At 70.9% G+C, this 16,274-nt stretch carries 20 protein-coding genes; 11 read left to right on the forward strand and 9 right to left on the reverse strand.

The window, feature by feature from the left end; translation table 11 throughout:
• Window positions 1-5 precede the first annotated feature (5 nt).
• From AB0K35_RS30700 to AB0K35_RS30715, 4 genes are all read left to right on the forward strand, one after another.
• On the forward strand, window positions 6-1,022 hold the full coding sequence (locus AB0K35_RS30700; protein ID WP_363889833.1) for an NAD-dependent epimerase/dehydratase family protein: 1,017 nt from the start codon (window positions 6-8) through the stop codon (window positions 1,020-1,022).
• A 75-nt stretch (window positions 1,023-1,097) separates the two neighbouring features.
• Window positions 1,098-2,012, forward strand: a complete 915-nt coding sequence (locus AB0K35_RS30705; RefSeq protein WP_238670458.1) for a MurR/RpiR family transcriptional regulator — start codon at window positions 1,098-1,100, stop codon at window positions 2,010-2,012.
• The gene (gene murQ / locus AB0K35_RS30710; protein ID WP_210784546.1) at window positions 2,009-2,950 is read left to right on the forward strand and encodes an N-acetylmuramic acid 6-phosphate etherase; all 942 of its coding nucleotides are present in this window, start codon (window positions 2,009-2,011) and stop codon (window positions 2,948-2,950) included. The genes AB0K35_RS30705 and murQ overlap by 4 nt, the downstream gene beginning before the upstream one ends.
• A gap of 376 nt (window positions 2,951-3,326) precedes the next feature.
• Window positions 3,327-4,316 (forward strand): sigma-70 family RNA polymerase sigma factor, encoded by a 990-nt coding sequence (locus tag AB0K35_RS30715; RefSeq protein WP_238670457.1) that lies wholly within the window; start codon window positions 3,327-3,329, stop codon window positions 4,314-4,316.
• 72 nt (window positions 4,317-4,388) lie between these two features.
• On the opposite strand, the gene AB0K35_RS30720 is transcribed toward AB0K35_RS30715, so the two are convergent.
• On the reverse strand, window positions 4,389-5,366 hold the full coding sequence (locus AB0K35_RS30720; protein WP_363889838.1) for an NlpC/P60 family protein: 978 nt from the start codon (window positions 5,364-5,366) through the stop codon (window positions 4,389-4,391).
• A 501-nt stretch (window positions 5,367-5,867) separates the two neighbouring features.
• Between AB0K35_RS30720 and AB0K35_RS30725 the strand changes: the two genes are divergently transcribed.
• On the forward strand, window positions 5,868-6,389 hold the full coding sequence (locus tag AB0K35_RS30725) for a DUF6232 family protein (RefSeq protein WP_238670455.1): 522 nt from the start codon (window positions 5,868-5,870) through the stop codon (window positions 6,387-6,389).
• A 51-nt stretch (window positions 6,390-6,440) separates the two neighbouring features.
• Here AB0K35_RS30725 and AB0K35_RS30730 read toward each other — a convergent pair whose 3' ends face one another.
• Together AB0K35_RS30730 and AB0K35_RS30735 are read right to left on the reverse strand one after the other, a co-directional pair.
• Window positions 6,441-6,770: a DUF3817 domain-containing protein gene (locus AB0K35_RS30730; RefSeq protein WP_238670454.1), complete on the reverse strand. Its 330-nt coding sequence runs from the start codon at window positions 6,768-6,770 to the stop codon at window positions 6,441-6,443.
• Window positions 6,771-6,795: 25 nt separating this feature from the next.
• A complete protein-coding gene (locus AB0K35_RS30735; RefSeq protein ID WP_238670453.1) occupies window positions 6,796-7,218 on the reverse strand; it encodes a hypothetical protein in 423 nt (140 codons plus the stop codon).
• 134 nt (window positions 7,219-7,352) lie between these two features.
• Here AB0K35_RS30735 and AB0K35_RS30740 point away from each other — a divergent pair, with 134 nt between their 5' ends.
• From AB0K35_RS30740 to AB0K35_RS30750, 3 genes are read left to right on the forward strand one after another with little or no spacing between them, the layout of a single operon-like run.
• Window positions 7,353-7,691: a DUF6158 family protein gene (locus tag AB0K35_RS30740; RefSeq protein WP_357281939.1), complete on the forward strand. Its 339-nt coding sequence runs from the start codon at window positions 7,353-7,355 to the stop codon at window positions 7,689-7,691.
• Window positions 7,691-8,029, forward strand: coding sequence for a hypothetical protein (locus AB0K35_RS30745; protein WP_238670451.1), 339 nt, complete (start codon window positions 7,691-7,693; stop codon window positions 8,027-8,029). Before AB0K35_RS30740 ends, AB0K35_RS30745 begins: the two co-directional genes overlap by 1 nt.
• A gap of 55 nt (window positions 8,030-8,084) precedes the next feature.
• The gene (locus AB0K35_RS30750) at window positions 8,085-8,624 is read left to right on the forward strand and encodes a DUF1360 domain-containing protein (protein ID WP_238670450.1); all 540 of its coding nucleotides are present in this window, start codon (window positions 8,085-8,087) and stop codon (window positions 8,622-8,624) included.
• A gap of 55 nt (window positions 8,625-8,679) precedes the next feature.
• Here the strand turns inward: AB0K35_RS30750 and AB0K35_RS30755 are convergent, their stop codons facing one another.
• From AB0K35_RS30755 to AB0K35_RS30775, 5 genes are all read right to left on the reverse strand, one after another.
• The gene (locus AB0K35_RS30755) at window positions 8,680-8,874 is read right to left on the reverse strand and encodes a hypothetical protein (RefSeq protein WP_238670449.1); all 195 of its coding nucleotides are present in this window, start codon (window positions 8,872-8,874) and stop codon (window positions 8,680-8,682) included.
• Between the two features lie 23 nt (window positions 8,875-8,897).
• Entirely contained in the window at window positions 8,898-9,104 is a 207-nt protein-coding gene (locus AB0K35_RS30760) for a hypothetical protein (RefSeq protein WP_238670581.1), read from the reverse strand.
• Between the two features lie 91 nt (window positions 9,105-9,195).
• Window positions 9,196-9,879 (reverse strand): SDR family NAD(P)-dependent oxidoreductase, encoded by a 684-nt coding sequence (locus AB0K35_RS30765; protein WP_238670448.1) that lies wholly within the window; start codon window positions 9,877-9,879, stop codon window positions 9,196-9,198.
• A gap of 103 nt (window positions 9,880-9,982) precedes the next feature.
• The gene (locus tag AB0K35_RS30770; RefSeq protein WP_238670580.1) at window positions 9,983-10,834 is read right to left on the reverse strand and encodes a helix-turn-helix transcriptional regulator; all 852 of its coding nucleotides are present in this window, start codon (window positions 10,832-10,834) and stop codon (window positions 9,983-9,985) included.
• Window positions 10,835-11,124: 290 nt separating this feature from the next.
• The gene (locus AB0K35_RS30775; RefSeq protein WP_238670447.1) at window positions 11,125-12,219 is read right to left on the reverse strand and encodes a 3-deoxy-7-phosphoheptulonate synthase; all 1,095 of its coding nucleotides are present in this window, start codon (window positions 12,217-12,219) and stop codon (window positions 11,125-11,127) included.
• 273 nt (window positions 12,220-12,492) lie between these two features.
• On the opposite strand from AB0K35_RS30775, the gene AB0K35_RS30780 reads away from it, so the two are divergent.
• Window positions 12,493-12,711 carry a hypothetical protein gene (locus tag AB0K35_RS30780; RefSeq protein WP_363889845.1) on the forward strand — a complete coding sequence of 73 codons (219 nt, stop codon included), beginning with the start codon at window positions 12,493-12,495 and terminating at the stop codon, window positions 12,709-12,711.
• On the opposite strand, the gene AB0K35_RS30785 is transcribed toward AB0K35_RS30780, so the two are convergent.
• A complete protein-coding gene (locus tag AB0K35_RS30785; RefSeq protein WP_363889852.1) occupies window positions 12,678-13,427 on the reverse strand; it encodes a phosphodiesterase in 750 nt (249 codons plus the stop codon). The genes AB0K35_RS30780 and AB0K35_RS30785 overlap by 34 nt on opposite strands.
• A 102-nt stretch (window positions 13,428-13,529) precedes the next feature.
• Here AB0K35_RS30785 and AB0K35_RS30790 point away from each other — a divergent pair, with 102 nt between their 5' ends.
• On the forward strand, window positions 13,530-14,819 hold the full coding sequence (locus tag AB0K35_RS30790) for a pitrilysin family protein (protein ID WP_357281954.1): 1,290 nt from the start codon (window positions 13,530-13,532) through the stop codon (window positions 14,817-14,819).
• A complete protein-coding gene (locus AB0K35_RS30795; protein WP_363889855.1) occupies window positions 14,816-16,153 on the forward strand; it encodes a pitrilysin family protein in 1,338 nt (445 codons plus the stop codon). The genes AB0K35_RS30790 and AB0K35_RS30795 overlap by 4 nt, the downstream gene beginning before the upstream one ends.
• Window positions 16,154-16,274 lie beyond the last annotated feature (121 nt).

The following is a 16,274-nucleotide window of genomic DNA, read 5'->3' on the forward strand; positions in this document are numbered from 1 at the left end:
GGCGGATGCGGATCCTCATTCTCGGTGGCACCCAGTTCCTCGGCCGGGCGACGGCACGGCTCGCCGTCGAACAGGGTCACGAGGTGACCTGCGCGGCCCGTGGCGTGTCCGGCGCGGTGCCGCCCGGGGCGCGGTTCGTGGCGGCCGACCGCGACGATCCCGAGTCACTCGTCCCGTTCGCCGCCGAGGGCTTCGACGCGGTGGTCGACGTGACCCGCCAGATCAGCCACGCCCGGCACGCGCTCGCCGCGCTCGCCGACCACATCGGCCACTGGTCGTTCGTGTCGACGATCTCGGTGTACGCGGACCACGCCACCCCGGGCCAGACCGCCGCGGACGCGCCGATCCTGCCGCCGGCCCCGGCGGACGTGGACGGTCCGGTCGGCCCGGACCACAACTGGTACGGCGAGTGCAAGGTGAGCATCGAGGAACTGGTCCGGGAGCGGGTGGGCGTGGACCGTTCGTTCATCTGCCGGGCGGGGCTGATCGTCGGCGCGGAGGATCCGAGCGACCGTTTCCCGTACTGGGTGCGGCGGCTGTCAGCCGGTGGCGAGGTGCTGGCCCCCGGGCACCCGACCGATCGGGTGCAGTTCGTGGACGTCGCCGATCTGGCGCGTTGGCTGTTGCACGCCGCCGGCACCCGCCTCGGCGGCACGTACGACGGCACCGCACCGGCGATGTCGCGGGCCGAGCTGTTGGCCGGGGTGGCCGCCGGGCTGGGCGTCGCCGATCCGGCCCTCACCTGGGTCGACCAGGAGTTCCTGCTGTCCCACGACGTACGCGAGTGGTCGGGGGAGCGGGCGCTGCCGCTCTGGGTTCGGTTGCCGGAGACCGCCGGCCTGATGGACCGGGACGTCCGACCGGCACTGGAGGCCGGTCTGACGGTCCGTCCGCTGGCCGATACCGTTCGGGCGACCGCGTCGTGGATGGCCGCGCACCCGGCGGCCGTCCGGCAGGGTGGACTCGACCCGGCGGAGGAGGCGGCGATCCTGGGGAAGTGGCAGGCTGTACGGGACCGGTGATCCCGGCGATCGAAGTTTCCCCCACCTCGGACAGTCATAGTTGACGCTCACGCCTGCTGAAAGTAAGTTTCATCCGTGGCGAAGAGTCCGAAGATTTCTGCGAGTCACGAGCCCGGTGGGCTGATCGTCCACATCAGCGGGCTGTTGCCATCGCTGTCGCCCGCCGAGCAGCGGGTCGCCCGGCTGGTCGTGTCCGACCCGGCGGCCGCCGCCCGGCGGACAATCACCGATCTCGCCACCGCAGCCGAGACATCCGAGGCGACAGTCATCCGGTTCTGCCGTTCCGTGGGCATGGACGGTTACCCCCAACTGCGCATCCGCCTCGCCGCCGAGGCCGCCCGCCGGATCGAGCCACCGGACGCCCGAGTGGTCGGCGGTGACATCCCGCCCGGTGCCGACCTCGCCCAGATCATCGCCACCATCGCGTTCAACGACGCCCGCGCCGTCGAGGAGACCGCCGAGCAACTCGACCCCGCCGTCTGCGAGCAGGTGGTCGAGGCGATCAGCGGTGCCGCTCGGATCGACATCTACGGCGCCGGCGCCAGCGGGTTCGTCGCCTCGGACTTCCAGCAGAAGCTGCACCGCATCGGCCGGATCGCCTTCTACTTCCCGGACGTGCACACCGCGCTGACGTCGGCTGCCCTGCTGGGGCGGGGAGACGTCGCGATCGGCATCTCGCACACCGGCACCACCTCCGACGTGATCGAGGTGCTGGAGCAGGCCCGTACCCGCGGTGCCGCGACAGTGGCGCTGACCAACTTCCCGCGCTCGCCGATCACCGACGTGGCGGACTTCGTGTTGACCACGGCGGCCCGGGAGACCACCTACCGCTCCGGCGCGACGGCCAGCCGGCTGGCTCAGCTCACAGTGGTCGACTGCCTCTTCGTCGGGGTGGCCGCCCGCAACCGGGCCAGGGCCCGCAAGGCCCTGGAGGCGACCGCCGAGGCGGTCCAGTCGCACCGGGTGGGTGCCAACCGGAGGCGGGCATGACGGCCGGTGCGGAGATGCCCGCACGGCCCGCTCGCCCCACGGTCCGGGTGGGTGCCCCCACCGAACGACGTAATCCGCTCAGCGTCGACCTCGACCTGATGTCGACCCGGGACGTACTCACCGTGATCAACGAGGCGGACCGACGGGTGCCCGCTGCGGTCGCCGCGGTGCTCGACGAGATCGCCACCACCGTCGACCTGGCGGTCGCGGCGCTACGCGGCGGTCACCGGGTGCACTACTTCGGGGCCGGCACCTCCGGCCGACTGGGCGTGCTCGACGCCGCCGAACTGGCCCCCACCTTCAACTCGCCCCGACACTGGTTCTGCGCGCACCTGGCGGGCGGCCCGGACGCCATGTGGCGGGCCGTCGAGGACGCCGAGGACGACGACCGGGGCGGCGCGGTCGAAGCGGCCAGTTGTGTACGGGCCGGGGACCTGGTGGTCGGTCTGGCGGCCAGCGGACGCACCCCGTACGTCCTCGGGGCGCTTGCCGCGGCCCGCGCCAAGGGCGCCTCGACAGTGCTGCTCTGCGCCAATCCGGAGGCGGAGGCCGCCCGGTCGGTCGACGTGTTCATCGGGGTGGACACCGGACCCGAGGTGGTCACCGGGTCGACCCGGATGAAGGCGGGCACAGCGCAGAAATTGGTGCTCAACACGTTTTCAACAGCCGTCATGGTGCGCCTGGGTCGGGTCTACTCGAACCTCATGATCGATATGGTGGCCACCAACGCGAAACTCCGCGGACGAATGATCTCGATTCTGGTCGAGGCCACCGGCTGCTCGGAAGAGCTTTCCCGGCAGGCCCTCACCGAGGCCGACGGGGACCTGAAGACGGCGCTCGTCGCCCTCGTCTCGGGCGCTGAGATCGACGCTGCCCGGGCCGCGCTGGCACGCTCGGCCGACCAGGTGCGCGGCGCCCTCGCCCTGCTCGCCTCCTAGCGCCACCCACACCGGGAAGCGAACGGGCCCTCGGATTGTTCATCTGGCCGGGGGGTAATAACACCCCCGTGAATGAACCGACCGGTTCACCGGTGCGTATCTGGCAGTGACCAGGATCGCATCGCGGTGGTGACCCGGGTCGCTGTGCCCCCGCGGCGGGCGGTGTTGCCATGGTGCGGTAACCCGTACGTGGTGCCCGTGGCGAGCCACCCGATGGGGTGCTGACAGCAAACATGGACCGTGCTCTCAGCTACTACTCAGGCATTCGTGACACTTTCGACTCACGACGAGGAATCCCCGACACGTCTCATCTGTTGTGTAGGTGTCAGCACCGATGGGCACAGCAGAAGTTACCAGGGGCTGACAGGTGTGGGGAATGGCAAGGAACCGGGCAACCGGCGCGAGCGAGGGGACCGTGGGCAACGTGGACAAGAACATCGGCATGCGAACCGATCAGGTCGCCGAGGAACGCGACCTGGTGGGCGTCTACCTGCACGAGATCTCCCGGACGCCACTGCTGGACGCCGCCCGGGAGGTAGAGCTCTCCAAGGCGATCGAGGCCGGCCTCTACGCCGAGCACCTGCTCGGTGAGGAAGCCGTTCCCGCCGGTGTAGACCGGGCCGACCTGGAGTGGCTGGTCGTCGAGGGGGAGCGCGCGAAGGACCTTTTCATCCGCGCGAACCTCCGACTGGTCGTGTCGATCGCCCGGCGTTACGTGCGCTCGGGGATGCCCATGCTGGACCTGATCCAGGAGGGCAACACCGGCCTCGTCCGGGCGGTCGAGAAGTTCGACTACGAGCGCGGCTACAAGTTCTCCACCTACGCCACCTGGTGGATTCGGCAGGCGATCAGCCGGGCGATCGCCCAGCAGGAGCGCACCGTCCGTCTGCCGGTGCACCTGGTGGAGGACGTCAACCGGATGCGTAACGTGGCCCGGCAGCTGACCCGTGAGTTGGGCAGCGACCCGGAGCCGGAGCAGATCGCCACCGCCCTCGGCGTCACCGTCGAGCGGGTGAACGAGCTGCGCCGCTGGTCGCAGGACACCGTCTCGCTGGACACCCCGGTTGGTGACGATGGCGACACCAGCCTTGGCGACCTGGTTGCCGACAGTGACGCGCCGTCGCCGGAGGACATCGTCCTCAGCGGCCTGGAGCGGCAGCGCATCGAAGGGCTGCTCAACCACCTCGACGACCGGTCCGCCGGCATCATGCGGGCCCGCTACGGGCTGGAGGACGGCCGGGAGCACTCGCTCACCGAGGTCGCGTCCCGCTTCTCGCTGTCCCGCGAGCGGATCCGGCAGCTGGAGATCCAGGCCCTCGGCCGGCTCCGCGAGCTGGCTCGGGCGGAGGGGCTGCAAGCGGCCTGACCTGGTAGTAATGACGGCGAACGGCCGGCGTCCGATAGGGGGACGCCGGCCGTTCGCCGTTTTCGACAGCGGTTAGCGCACCCGGCCGTAACCCTGGATGGACATCATGTTCATGCCACGCTTGAGCACGTTGCGACCGGCGCTGGGCGCGTCGATCACCTGACCGTCGCCCACGTAGAGGGCGACGTGCCCGAGCCCGCTGTAGAAGACCAGGTCGCCGGGGCGTAGCTCGCCCCGCCCGATGTGGGCGACAGCGCTCCACTGCATCCGGGTGTTGTGCGGCAGGGACTTCCCGGCCGCCCGCCAGGCGGCCGAGGTCAGGCCGGAACAGTCGTAGCCGTTCGGCCCGTCGGCCGCCCAGACGTACGGCTTGCCGATCGCGCCGAACGCGTAACGCACAGCAGTGCCGGCGGCACCGGACACGGCGGGCACGTTCTTGGCCTCGGTCGTCGCCGCCTTGGGCTCGGGTCGCTCGGTGGCGGCCCCGTACGCCTGCCGGCGCAGCTCGTACAGCTTGGCCAGGTCCTGCTCGATCTGCTTCTTACCCGCGGCGAGCTGACGAGCCTGTGCGGCCTGCCGGGTCAAGGTCGCGCCCAGGCGGGCCTTCTCGTCGAGCAGCCGCTGCTGGTCGGCAGTGAAGCCGGAGATGCGCTCCTGCCGCTGGCGGGTCAACTGCTCGATCGTGCCGAGCCGGTCCAGCAGCGCGGCCGAGCCGCCGGGGCGCAGCAGGGCGTCCGCGGTGCGCAGGCCGCCGGTCTTGTACGCGGTGGAGGCGAGCTTCGCCACGTCTGCCCGGCTCTGCTCGACCTGCTGTTCGAGCGGGCCGATGCGGGTCTGTAATCGGGCCACTGCGGCCTCGTTTGTCTTGATCTCCTCACGCAACTTGTTGTACGACTCGACGACCCGCTCCAACTCGGCCGAGGACGTCTCGATCCGGCGGGTCAGGTCGGCGGGGGACGGCTCGGCCTGGGCCACCGCCGTCGGGGCGATCAGCGCGGCCGACATGCCGACCAGCGCCACTGTGCGCAGCAGATTTCTCAGGGATGACAAGAGCGGAAGGCCCCTCTCCCACGGCCGCCGGGGCTGCTGACGCCCTCGACGACACCGGCCGGGGCCATCCGGGCGGACGGCACTGGGCCGGACCGGCTCGCCCAACCTAACCCGGGACGGATGTCGCTCGCAGTTGAAGCAGTGGCGAAAGTTGGCAGAGTTGCGCGTCGGACCCCTGGGCTGGGTGTCGCCATCGTGGCTGATGACGCCTGGGAACGAAGGAACATCGCCCTTTTCGCGGCGTACTGACGGATATACGACTTTCGTCGTTCCGGGCGTATGCCGTGGTATCCCTGGTCGCCATAACCGATAAAAGGCGAAATGGATGCTGTTTCTCGGCGATGTCACCCGGTCGTGGCGAGCTGTCTCTACCCGGTAAATGCCCAGGTCGACTGGCGACGCCGCAACACAATGAAGTCCGGAGCCGGGAATCCCGTCGACAGGCAGCGATGACTGTCGCCAGCGGGGCCACTCGGCCAACCGTCCCCTTCGGGAGGAACCGTGAATCGTGAAGGCGCAAAGACGCGACCGCCGCGAACGGTGCCGGGCGCCCGGTCGACACTGCTGTACGCGCGGCCCGGCATCATCGTGACCGTCGACCGGTTCACCGTCGGTCGAAACAGTTACCGGGTCGCCGACCTGACCCATCTGCGTACCACCCGGGGCCCGCACGACCGGATCGCCGTCCGGGCCGTGGTGATCACCGCCAGCATGCTCGGCGGCGTGGGGGTGCTCCTCGGCTTCACCGGCGGTCTGCACCGCCTCACCGCAGGGGCGTACCTGATCCTCGGTGCCGTGTTCCTGCTCCCGGCCGCTCTCGCAGTGGTCGGCGATCGCTGGCGCCCGCCGCCGCACGAACTGTGGGGGTGGTACCAAGGCTCGGAGGTGCTGCTGTTCAGCGCCGATGACGAACGGCAGTTCGGCCAGGTCACCCGGTCGCTGCTGCGGGCCCGGGAGGTCAACCGCTACGGCAGTTGGGTAGACCCGCTCGCCGAAGCGGACCCGTGGCGGCCCAACCGATGACCCGCTGGCGGTGGGCCGGAGCCGTGCCGGCCCACCGGCCGTTCAGCGAACTCAGCCGGCGACCGGCTCCGGAGCCCGTTCCTCCTGCGGCGCGGCCACCCAGGCGCTGACCCGGCGCTCGGCGTAGAACGAGACGAACGGCACCGTGCCGGCCAGCATCACCAGCAGCATCCGCTTCAGCGGCCAGTCAGCTCGGCGGCTCAGGTCGAACGCGGCCACCAGATAGATCATGTAGAGGAAGCCGTGCGCCGGCCCGATCGTCTCCACGACGACCGGGTTGTCGAACGCGTACTTCAGCGGCATGCCGATCACGACCAGCAGGATCAGCACCACGCCCACGATCCAGGCGATCACGCGGTACCGGGTAAGGGCAGCGCCCACCTTCGTCCGTCCTTCCGAGCCCGGCTCAGCCGGGATAGTCACCGGGCCGGGCGCCCGGATTGGCGTTCAACCATGACAGGTAGTGGTTGTAGGCGGCCAGGTCGGTGTCCTCGACGACATCGCCGCCGGCCGGCACCCGGGACACCCGCACCGGGCGGCGTACCGCCGGTCGGGACCCGGTGGTGACCGCCGGCGCCGGCTCGACGGCCGGATCCGCAGGCGGAGCATCGGCCTCCACCGCCTTGCGGCGGGCCAGCTTCACCTCACGCCACCAGACGTAGACCACGAAGCCGGCGAAGATCGGCCACTCGACCGCGTACCCCCAGCTCAGGCTGTTGCCGGCGGCGGCCCGGCTGATCTGCCACCAGCCCAGCCCCAGGAAGCCCACGACCAGCACGACCATGGCCACGTGGCGCGCGATCCACGCCGGGGTCCAGAGCCGCCTCATGACATTGAGGGTACCGGGGACGTTACCGGTCTCCGACACCGTGTCGTAGTCGTCGCTCCGACGGCTTGGTTTGGCATCACCGCGCCTGGGCAATCGTCTAGACGCCAGCCCAAACGAGATCAAGGGGGGCGATCATGACCGGATCGGTACGTGAGGACGGCTTTGCGTCCAGCGGCAGTGCGGATATGAGCCCGGAGCAGCGGGTGCCGGAGTGGGGCGGCGATCAGCTCGACGACCCGGCCGGCGCTCCCGGCCTCGACGGCGACTTGCTCGGCATCGACCCGACGGAGCTGACCGACGAGGACCTGATCCGCGAGATGCACAGCCTGCACCGAACCCGCCTGGACACCCTGCGGCACGCGGCGGACTCCGCACTCGCTAACCACCTCCGGCGAACGGCGGAGCTGGAGACCGAGTACCTGGCCCGACACCCAGGTCGCGAGGTCGACCCCAGCCGCCTGCGGGACGCGTGATGCCGGCGCGCGCCGTGCGCGGTATGTCCGCGCCACCCGAGGTGGTCTTCAGCACTGCCACCGACCCCAACCGTGCCTCGGCCTGGCTGCCGGAGCCACTGCGCGGCGACGGCAGCCCCGCCGCGGAGATCAGCGGCGAGGAGCTGCGTGCCCGCTGGGGCGACGTCGACGCCGACGACTGGTCCGCCGAGATTCGGGTGGAGCCGGCCGATTCCGGTGGCGCCCGGATCCAGCTGGACCTGGCCGACGGGTCCGGCGGGCCCGGCCCGGACCAGCTGGCCGACGAGGCGCTCACCAACCTGGCACGCGAGGTCGCCGACAACCTCCAGGCCGGCTGAGCCGGCCGCGCGGGACGCCGTTCCCACACCACCACGACACACGTGAGGAGATCGGGTGAGCGACACTGGCCTGCGACACAAGGCGGCCCGGCTGCGCCGGGCGTACGCGCCGCACGAGCACCGGCCGCTCGGCGGCTACCTGGTGGCGATGGGCGCCTACGCCGGGGTGACCGGGGCTCTCGCCGGCCTGGTCAAGGCGACCGGCCGACCGGTGCCGGAGCGTCCCGCGGCGTCCGACGTGGTGCTGCTCTCCATCGCCACGCACAAGCTGAGCCGGCTGCTGTCCAAGGACGCGGTGACCAGCCCGTTGCGGGCGCCGTTCACCCGCTACGACCGTCCGATCGGCAGCGGCGAGGTGATGGAGCAGGTCCGCGACTCGGGCAGCCCCACCCGGCACGCCATCGGCGAGCTGCTGAGCTGCCCGTTCTGCCTGGCGGTCTGGGTGGCTACCGGGCTGACCGGTGGCCTGGTGCTCGCGCCCCGGCTCACCCGCCTGGTCGCGACCGCGCTGACGGCGGTCGCCGCGTCCGACTTCCTCCAGATGGCCTACGCGACGGCGCAGCAGGCCGCCGAGGGCGGGCACCAGGACGACTGACGAGCAGGACGCGAAAGGGGGGCCGGCAGACACCGGCCCCCCTTTCGTGTACGCCTCAACGTTGCATGCCGGACCAACCGTGCGGCGACTCCGGCTCCCGTTCGTCCTCGTCCGCCCCGGTGATGATGTCCCGATCCACCGCCGTGCGGTCGTGCTCGTTGGCGAAGTCCGGCTCGGGTGTGGTGTCCCTGCCCTTCGGGGGCTGACCCAGCGCCGGCACCTTCTCGTCGTGGTCCTCGTGGTTGGTCATGTCGGTGTCCCTTCTGCGGTCGCTCAGCCGACCGAACCGCCCAGCAGGTCGCTTACCTCGTCGACCGCGTACTCACCCTCGGGGAGCGCGTTGATGCGGGCGAGCAGCTCCGGCGGGAGTTCGGCAGCCACCGCCTGGCGGTAGATCTCTGCCTGCTCGACCCGCTCCTGCGCCCTGAAGATGCCGTCGAGCAGATCGTCGAGGGCCCGGGTGTCCGGCTCGCCGGTCATGGATGCGTCGTCGGTCACGTCGATCAGCTACCCGGCGCGGAATCGGTCAAACGTCACGCCTGTCGGCCCACGCACCCACGGTGCCGCCTGCTCACCAGGGCAGTTCCCCTGCCTCGTCCTGGAAGGTCCCCGTCGGTCCGCTCGGGCCCAGTGTCGCCAGGCGCACCACCTGGCGGGCGCTCTCCTCCACCGGCCGCCCGATACCGAAGGCGGCGGTCATGTCGGTGGCGGTGGGGCCTGGTTCGAGAGCGTTGAACTTGATGCCCGGCTGGGATTTCGCGTACTGCACGGTCAGCATGGTGGCCGCGGACTTGGACGCCGAATACAGGGCGAGCGGCAGACCGAACTCGGGCCGCTCGGGATTGGTCACCGCCCAGAACGATCCGGCGCTGCTCGAAACGGTGACGACTGTGGGATTGGACGACCTGCGGAGCAGGGGCAGCGCCGCCTCCGTGACGCGCACGATCCCTACCGCGTTCGTGTCGAACGAGCGCAGGGCCGCTGGCCCGTCGAGGTCGGTCTCCAGGATGCCGGCGTTGTGCACGAGGACGTCGAGTCGGCCCTCGGCCGAGTCGATCGTCGCCAACGCGCTGCGCACAGAGGCATCGTTTGTCACATCGAGTTGGACGAACCGCGACCCGAGCGCGGCCGCGGCTTTCTCACCCCGCTCGACATCCCGCGCGCCGATGTAGACCTCGTGCCCCAACGCCAGAAGCTGTCTGGCGGTCTCGAAGCCAATGCCCTTGTTGGCCCCGGTGATCAGTGTGACGGTCATGTTCCGAACGCTAACCACGGCAGGTCGGCGTACCCGGAGCCCTCTTCAGACCGGGGTCTGACAGGACCCCCTCTGATCGCCCGCAACTTGCCACCGGCACATTTCAGGTCCGGGAGGGCTGGACCGGTCGTGGCTCGCGGCCGGCGGGTAGACCGGCGGAGGCAAGGAGACTCAACTTCTCGGCGTCACCGGACCCGGCGTCGGCGTGGTAGACGACGAGCATCAGGCCATCCGCTCCGCCGATGCTCAGCCGTTCACGATTGAGGGTCAGCTCCCCGACCTGCGGGTGATTGAACCGGATCGGCGTACCGCGCTGTCCGCGTACCTCGTGGCGTGCCCAGAGCTGGCGGAACCTGTCGCTCGCCAATGAGAGCTCTCCGGTGAGCTCGATGAACCGGGGGTCGTCGATGTCGGTGCCCACCGCCTGTCGCAGGTTCGCCACGAAGCACTCAGTGATGTTTTCCCATTCCGGATGCAGCGCCTGCTCGGCGGGGTTCAGGAACAGGTCCCTGAGCTGGTTGCCCCCCGTGACAAGGCCTGGCGAGAGCGCCTGGGCGAGACTGTTCGAGGCCAGGATGTCGAAATACCGGCCCTCGATGAAAGCGGGCTGAACGAGGGAGCCCAGGAGCTTGAGCGCACCCGGCGGAACCGTTTCCCTGCGGGATCGACGTCTGCGCTTTCGGGCGGAATCCGAGACCAGCGTCAGCAGATAGGCAAGGTGCTCCTCGTCGAGCTGCAGAACGCGTGCGATGGACTCGAGCACCTGCACGGACGGATTGCGGTCACGGCCCCGTTCCAAGCGCAGGTAGTAGTCCGCGCTCAGGCCCGCGAGCATGGCGACCTCCTCGCGCCGCAAGCCCGGCACGCGTCGTACACCCCCATGCGGAATGCCGGCCTGCTCCGGTGTCACCAGTGCCCGGCGAGCACTCAGAAAAGCGCCAAGCTCGTTTGACATATCACCCACACATCGATCGTATGACCGGGCAGAACGGTTAGCGGGGGTCCTGTCGCACCCCCGGTCCCGCTGGTGGCCCGCCTACGGACAGCGCCGCCCCCGGCCTCGTGGGCCGGGGGCGGCGCTGGTGTCGGTGTGCAGGTCGCCTCTCGGCGAGTGGCACTACGCGGCTCCAGCCGGACGGTATTCCGCGAAGGCTATTTAGGTGAGGCCCGGGGACACTGGACACACCGACACCCCAGTCAACGAGCCGACCCCCGCTCGTGTTCCGTGGGTGGTGGTGTCGGCTGTCACACAGTCGTCGGGAGGGTGGCCCGACGGGCCCGCACGGCCGACGCGAGGTGGTCGAGCACATCGGCGGTGTCGTCCCAGCCCAGGCAGGCGTCGGTGACCGACCGGCCGTACTCCAGCTCCCGGGTCGGGTCGAGCTCCTGCCGACCGGGCAGCAGGAACGACTCCAGCATCACGCCGGTGATCCCACGCTGGCCGGCGGCCAGTTGGGCGGCCACGTCCGCGGCGACCAGTGGCTGGTTGCGGTGGTCCTTGCCGCTGTTGGCGTGACTGGCGTCGATCACCAGCCGTTCCGGCAGGTCGGCGGCGCGGAGCAGGTCGAGTGCCCCGGCGACCGACTCGGCGTCGTAGTTGGGTCGGCCACCCCCACCGCGCAACACGAGGTGCCCGTCGGTGTTACCCCGGGTGTGCATGATCGCCGGGGTGCCGGAGAAGTCGATGCCGGGGAAGACGTGTGGCACCCCGGCGGCGCGGATCGCGTCCACTGCCGTGCCGATGCTGCCGTCTGGGCGGTTCTTCATGCCGATCGGCATGGACAGCCCGGAGGCGAGCTGGCGGTGCACCTGGCTCTCCACCGTGCGGGCACCGATCGCGCCCCAGGCCACCGTGTCCGCGATGTACTGCGGGGTGATCGGGTCCAGGAATTCGCAACCCACCGGCAGGCCGAGGCGGAGCACGTCGAGCAGCAGCGCCCGGGCCAGCCGCAGACCGGTGTTGACGTCCCCGCTGCCGTCCAGGCCGGGATCGTTGATCAGACCCTTCCAACCGACGGTGGAGCGTGGCTTCTCGAAGTAGACCCGCATGACGATCAGCAGGTCGTCGGCGAGCCGGTCGGCTGCCGTCCGAAGACGCTGCGCGTAGTCCAGGGCGGCGGCCGGGTCATGCACCGAGCAGGGACCGACCACCACCAGCAGGCGGTCGTCCTCGCGGTCCAGCACGCGACCGACAGCGCGGCGGCCGGTCAACACGGCCGACGCGAGCGGGGCGTCCAGGGGCAACTCGTGGTGCAGCAGGGCGGGCGTGGTCAGCGGCACGACACGGTCGATCCGCTGATCGCTGACCCGATCGGTCTCCGGGGTCGTCACGGTGGGCATCCTTCCGCCGACAGTGCCCGGGGCCGGTGCCCGGGACGAGCCGGCTGCTCGTACGCAAAAGGGCAGGAACGACAGCTCCTGCCCAGCCGGCTCGGTCCGTGGTGACGTCAGTTCATGGTGAAGTCACCGGCGTGCGAGCCGGCTGCCTAAACCATCGATAGGAACGCGTCACCGGGCCAGCGTACCCGACCGGACGCGGTCACCCGTCCCGTCGTCCCAAGATGCGGGGCGAAGATCGCGTGCCGGGGGCGCGGTCGGGGTAACAGGGGTGCCATGACACACAAGCAGAGCGATCAGGACCGGGTGGAGTCCCGCGCGCACCACCTCCTGCCCGAGGAGGAGGCGGTGGGCAGCGACGACCCGGAGGCGCAGGCGGAGGCCATCCTCGCCGAGTCGGACATCCGTGCTGCGGACCAGAACGCCGCACCGGACACGGTGCTGGAGCGTCGTACCTCGGATCAGACAGTGGTGGCTGTCGAACCGCCTGACTGAGCGGTCGCCCCGCGTGCCCGGCGTGACCCCCGGTAGGTCTGGTCGCGCAGCCAGGCCAGCGGACCTGCCACCCGCAGTTCGGGTGGCAGGTTGCGCACCGGGTCGAACGCGAGCGCCGCGTCCTCCTCGGCGCTGAGCTGGGCACCGAGGCTGACCTGCCCGACCAGTCGCCACGGCCCCACCGCCGACGCGACAGCGAGCACTAGGCGCGGAGTGTCCGTCCGGGTCGCGGCGACCGCCGTGGCCAGGCTGCGACCGAGGTCGACCGAGTCGGGGTCGGCCAGCACGGCCAGCCAGAGGCGGCGCCGACCCGCGCGGTAACACGTGATCGTGCTGTACGTGCCGGTGAAGCGGCGTCTGGGCAGCGGCAGGTTCCGCAGCCCCGGGGCGGCGCCGCTGGAGCTGACCAGCAGGTCGAACGGCCGGCCGTCGTCGTGGTGCAGGCGCAGCGCGAGGCCCAGGACGTCGGGCCAACTGCCCGGTGTGGGCGTTCCCTTGGAGAGCCGGACGGTGGTCCGGTACCGGCCGGGCTGGTCCAGCAGAGCGACCCCGCTGGGCGGTCCGGGCGTACCCCAGATCACCGTCTCGCCGACGAACGAGCGACCGGCCGGATGCAGCAGTCGGCCACGGCGCAGCCGGCCGAGTGCGGAGCTGGCGCGTTCGACGGCGGTGGCGACCCGGCCGGCGGACCGGGACGGAGGCGGGGTGACGGTCATTGCTCTCCGGTACCCCGCGCGGCGGCTCCGATGCCGCCCGGGTCGGCTCGCCGACCGACGGCACGTCACCTTTCCGCCTCCGAGATCGGATAGCGTCGGGGCATGCCCGACAGCGGTTACCCCTGGCCCATTCAGACGTCCCGACTGGACAACGGCCTGCGCGTGGTGGTGAGTGAGGATCGCACCGCGCCCGCCGTGGCCGTCAACCTCTGGTACGACGTCGGCTCCCGGCATGAGCCGGCCGGGCAGACCGGTTTCGCCCACCTCTTCGAGCACCTGATGTTCGAGGGCTCGGTGAACGTGGCGAAGACCGAGCACATGAAGCTGATTCAGGGCTCCGGCGGCTCGCTCAACGCCACCACCAACCCGGACCGGACCAACTATTTCGAGACGGTCCCGGCCGAGCACCTGGAGCTGGCGCTCTGGTTGGAGGCCGACCGGATGGGCGGCCTGGTCCCCGCCCTCACCCAGGAGACGCTGGACAACCAGCGGGACGTGGTGAAGAACGAGCGCCGGCAGCGCTACGAGAACGTGCCGTACGGCGACGCGTGGCTGCGGTTGCTGCCGCTGCTCTACCCGCCGGGGCACCCCTACCACCACGCGACGATCGGCTCGATGGCCGACCTGAACGCCGCCGACCTGGCCACCTTCCAGGCGTTCCACCGGACCTACTACGCGCCGAACAACGCGGTGCTCACAGTGGTCGGCGACGCCACCGCCTCCGACGTGTTCGCGCTCGCGGACAAGTACTTCGGCGCGCTGCCCGCCCGCGACGACATCCCGCCGGCACCGGACGGCCGCAACGTCCCCGCCACCGGGCAGACGGCCGTCGAGTCGGTGAGCGCCGATGTGCCGGCGCCACGGGTCTACATCGCCCACCGCAGCTACCCGTTCGGCAGCCCGGGATACAACGTGATCACCGTGCTCGCCACCATCCTGGGCAGCGGCCGGGGCAGCCGGCTCTACCAGCGCCTCGCCGACGGCGAGCGGATCGCGCAACCGGACCTGGTCGGGGCGTACGGGGTGGACCTGGCACATGCCCCGGCACCGCTGATCGCCACCGCCACCGCCCGCCCCGGGGTGAGCGCCGAGCGGCTGGCCGAAGGGCTGGCCGAGGTCGTCGACGAGCTGGCCACCGTGCCGGTCACCGCCGCCGAGTTGGACCGGGCCAAGGCGTTGCTCAGCACCGGGTGGTGGCGTCAGCTGTCCACCGTCGACGGCCGCGCGGACCTGCTCGGCCGGTACACCACGCAGTTCGGTGACCCGGCCCGCATCGCCGAGCAGTTGCCGGCCCTGCTCGCGGTCACCGCCGAGCAGATCGCCGAGGCCGCCGCCGACGTGCTCGCCACCGACCGGGTGACCCTGACCTACCTGCCCGAGGAGACCTCATGACGCTGATCGCCGACCGTCCCGGCCCGGGTGCCGCCCGCCCGTACCGGTTCCCGCCGGTGGTCCGCCGCACCGCAGCCGGTGGTCAGGTCGTCGCCGCACACCTGCCGGGGCAGAACCTCGCCGTGGCCCTGCTGCTGCTCGACGTGGGCGCGGGCCAGGAGCCGGTCGGCAAGGAAGGTCTGTCCGGCGTGCTGGCCAAGGCGTTGGAGGAGGGGACCGCGCAGCGGGACGCCGCCGCGTACGCGCTCGCCGTCGAAGGGCTCGGCACCGCTCTGTCGACCGGTCTGGACTGGGACTCGTTCCAGGCCAGCGTGGTGATCCCGGTGGACCGGCTGAGCGCGGCAGTGGAACTGCTCGCCGAGGCGGTCCGGACGCCGAGGCTCGACAGCGCCGACGTACGCCGGGTACGCGACGACGAGGCGACAGCGCTCCGGATGGATTGGGCCAACCCCGGCCCGCGCGCCGACGCCGCGCTGCGCGCCGACCTGTTCGGCGCGCAGAACCGCTGGGGACGCCCGATGCACGGCGACCCGGAGTCGGTAGCCGGGTTGGACGTGGAGGACGTCACGGTCTTCCACTCGGAGTGGTTCCTGCGCCCCGGCACCCTCATCGTCGCCGGTGACCTGGACCGGATCGACCTTGACGCGCTGGCCGCCGCAGCGTTCGCCGGCACCGGTGGTGGCCCCGCCGAGCGGGGCGGCCCGATCGAGGTGCCGGTGCACAGCGGTCGCCGGATCATCCTGGTGGACCGGCCCGGCTCGGTGCAGTCCACGCTGCGGCTGGGCCACCCGTCACCACACCGGGCGCACCCCGACCACGTGCCGATGACGCTCGCCGGCACGGTGCTCGGTGGGGCGTTCACCTCCCGACTCAACCACCTGCTGCGGGAGGTGCACGGCTACACCTACGGCATCCGGGGCGACTTCGCCGCGTCGCGGCGGTTCGGTCGGTTCGCGGTCAGTTCCGGAGTGCAGACGGCGGTCACCGCGCCGGCTCTGGTCGAGGCGGTGGGCGAGATCACCCGTACCCAGGCCACCGGGGTGACCGAGGACGAGCTGGAGGTGGCCCGCTCCTGGCGGGCCGGGCAGCTCTCGGTCGAGTTGCAGAGCCCTCGGGCGATCGCCTCCGCGCTGACCACCCTGGTGGTGCACGACCTCCCGGACGACTACCACGCGCGGTTGCGCGAGTCGCTGCTCTCCGCCGACGTGGACCAGGTCTCCGCGGCGGCAGCCACCCACCTGCACCCGGAAGCTCTCACACTGGTCATCGAGGGTGACGCCGCAGTGATCCGCGCCGACCTGGAGGCCACCGCCCTAGGAGATCTCCTCCCCTAACCCCACCCCACCCCACCCCCTCGCCCCTCCGCCCCACCCCTCGCGCCGTCGATCATGAAGTTGTTGTCACTCGGCACGGCGTGTCGTGGCAATAACTTCATGATCAACGGGAGGAAGGGGT

Origin of the sequence: Micromonospora sp. NPDC053740 (assembly GCF_040677775.1) — a bacterium.
GTDB classification, from domain to species: domain Bacteria; phylum Actinomycetota; class Actinomycetes; order Mycobacteriales; family Micromonosporaceae; genus Micromonospora; species Micromonospora alfalfae.

Bases quoted from the DNA above. Each gene is read 5' to 3' on its own strand.
- AB0K35_RS30755 (WP_238670449.1), bottom strand. From the start codon at position 8,874: ATGACCAACCACGAGGACCACGACGAGAAGGTGCCGGCGCTGGGTCAG.
- AB0K35_RS30775 (WP_238670447.1), bottom strand. From the start codon at position 12,219: ATGCCCACCGTGACGACCCCGGAGACCGATCGGGTCAGCGATCAGCGG.
- AB0K35_RS30795 (WP_363889855.1), top strand. From the start codon at position 14,816: ATGACGCTGATCGCCGACCGTCCCGGCCCGGGTGCCGCCCGCCCGTAC.
- murQ (WP_210784546.1), top strand. From the start codon at position 2,009: ATGACGGCCGGTGCGGAGATGCCCGCACGGCCCGCTCGCCCCACGGTC.
- AB0K35_RS30785 (WP_363889852.1), bottom strand. From the start codon at position 13,427: ATGACCGTCACCCCGCCTCCGTCCCGGTCCGCCGGCCGGGTCGCCACC.
- AB0K35_RS30700 (WP_363889833.1), top strand. From the start codon at position 6: ATGCGGATCCTCATTCTCGGTGGCACCCAGTTCCTCGGCCGGGCGACG.
- AB0K35_RS30760 (WP_238670581.1), bottom strand. From the start codon at position 9,104: ATGACCGGCGAGCCGGACACCCGGGCCCTCGACGATCTGCTCGACGGC.
- AB0K35_RS30735 (WP_238670453.1), bottom strand. From the start codon at position 7,218: ATGAGGCGGCTCTGGACCCCGGCGTGGATCGCGCGCCACGTGGCCATG.
- AB0K35_RS30780 (WP_363889845.1), top strand. From the start codon at position 12,493: ATGACACACAAGCAGAGCGATCAGGACCGGGTGGAGTCCCGCGCGCAC.
- AB0K35_RS30770 (WP_238670580.1), bottom strand. From the start codon at position 10,834: ATGTCAAACGAGCTTGGCGCTTTTCTGAGTGCTCGCCGGGCACTGGTG.
- AB0K35_RS30740 (WP_357281939.1), top strand. From the start codon at position 7,353: ATGACCGGATCGGTACGTGAGGACGGCTTTGCGTCCAGCGGCAGTGCG.
- AB0K35_RS30715 (WP_238670457.1), top strand. From the start codon at position 3,327: ATGGCAAGGAACCGGGCAACCGGCGCGAGCGAGGGGACCGTGGGCAAC.
- AB0K35_RS30790 (WP_357281954.1), top strand. From the start codon at position 13,530: ATGCCCGACAGCGGTTACCCCTGGCCCATTCAGACGTCCCGACTGGAC.
- AB0K35_RS30765 (WP_238670448.1), bottom strand. From the start codon at position 9,879: ATGACCGTCACACTGATCACCGGGGCCAACAAGGGCATTGGCTTCGAG.
- AB0K35_RS30745 (WP_238670451.1), top strand. From the start codon at position 7,691: ATGCCGGCGCGCGCCGTGCGCGGTATGTCCGCGCCACCCGAGGTGGTC.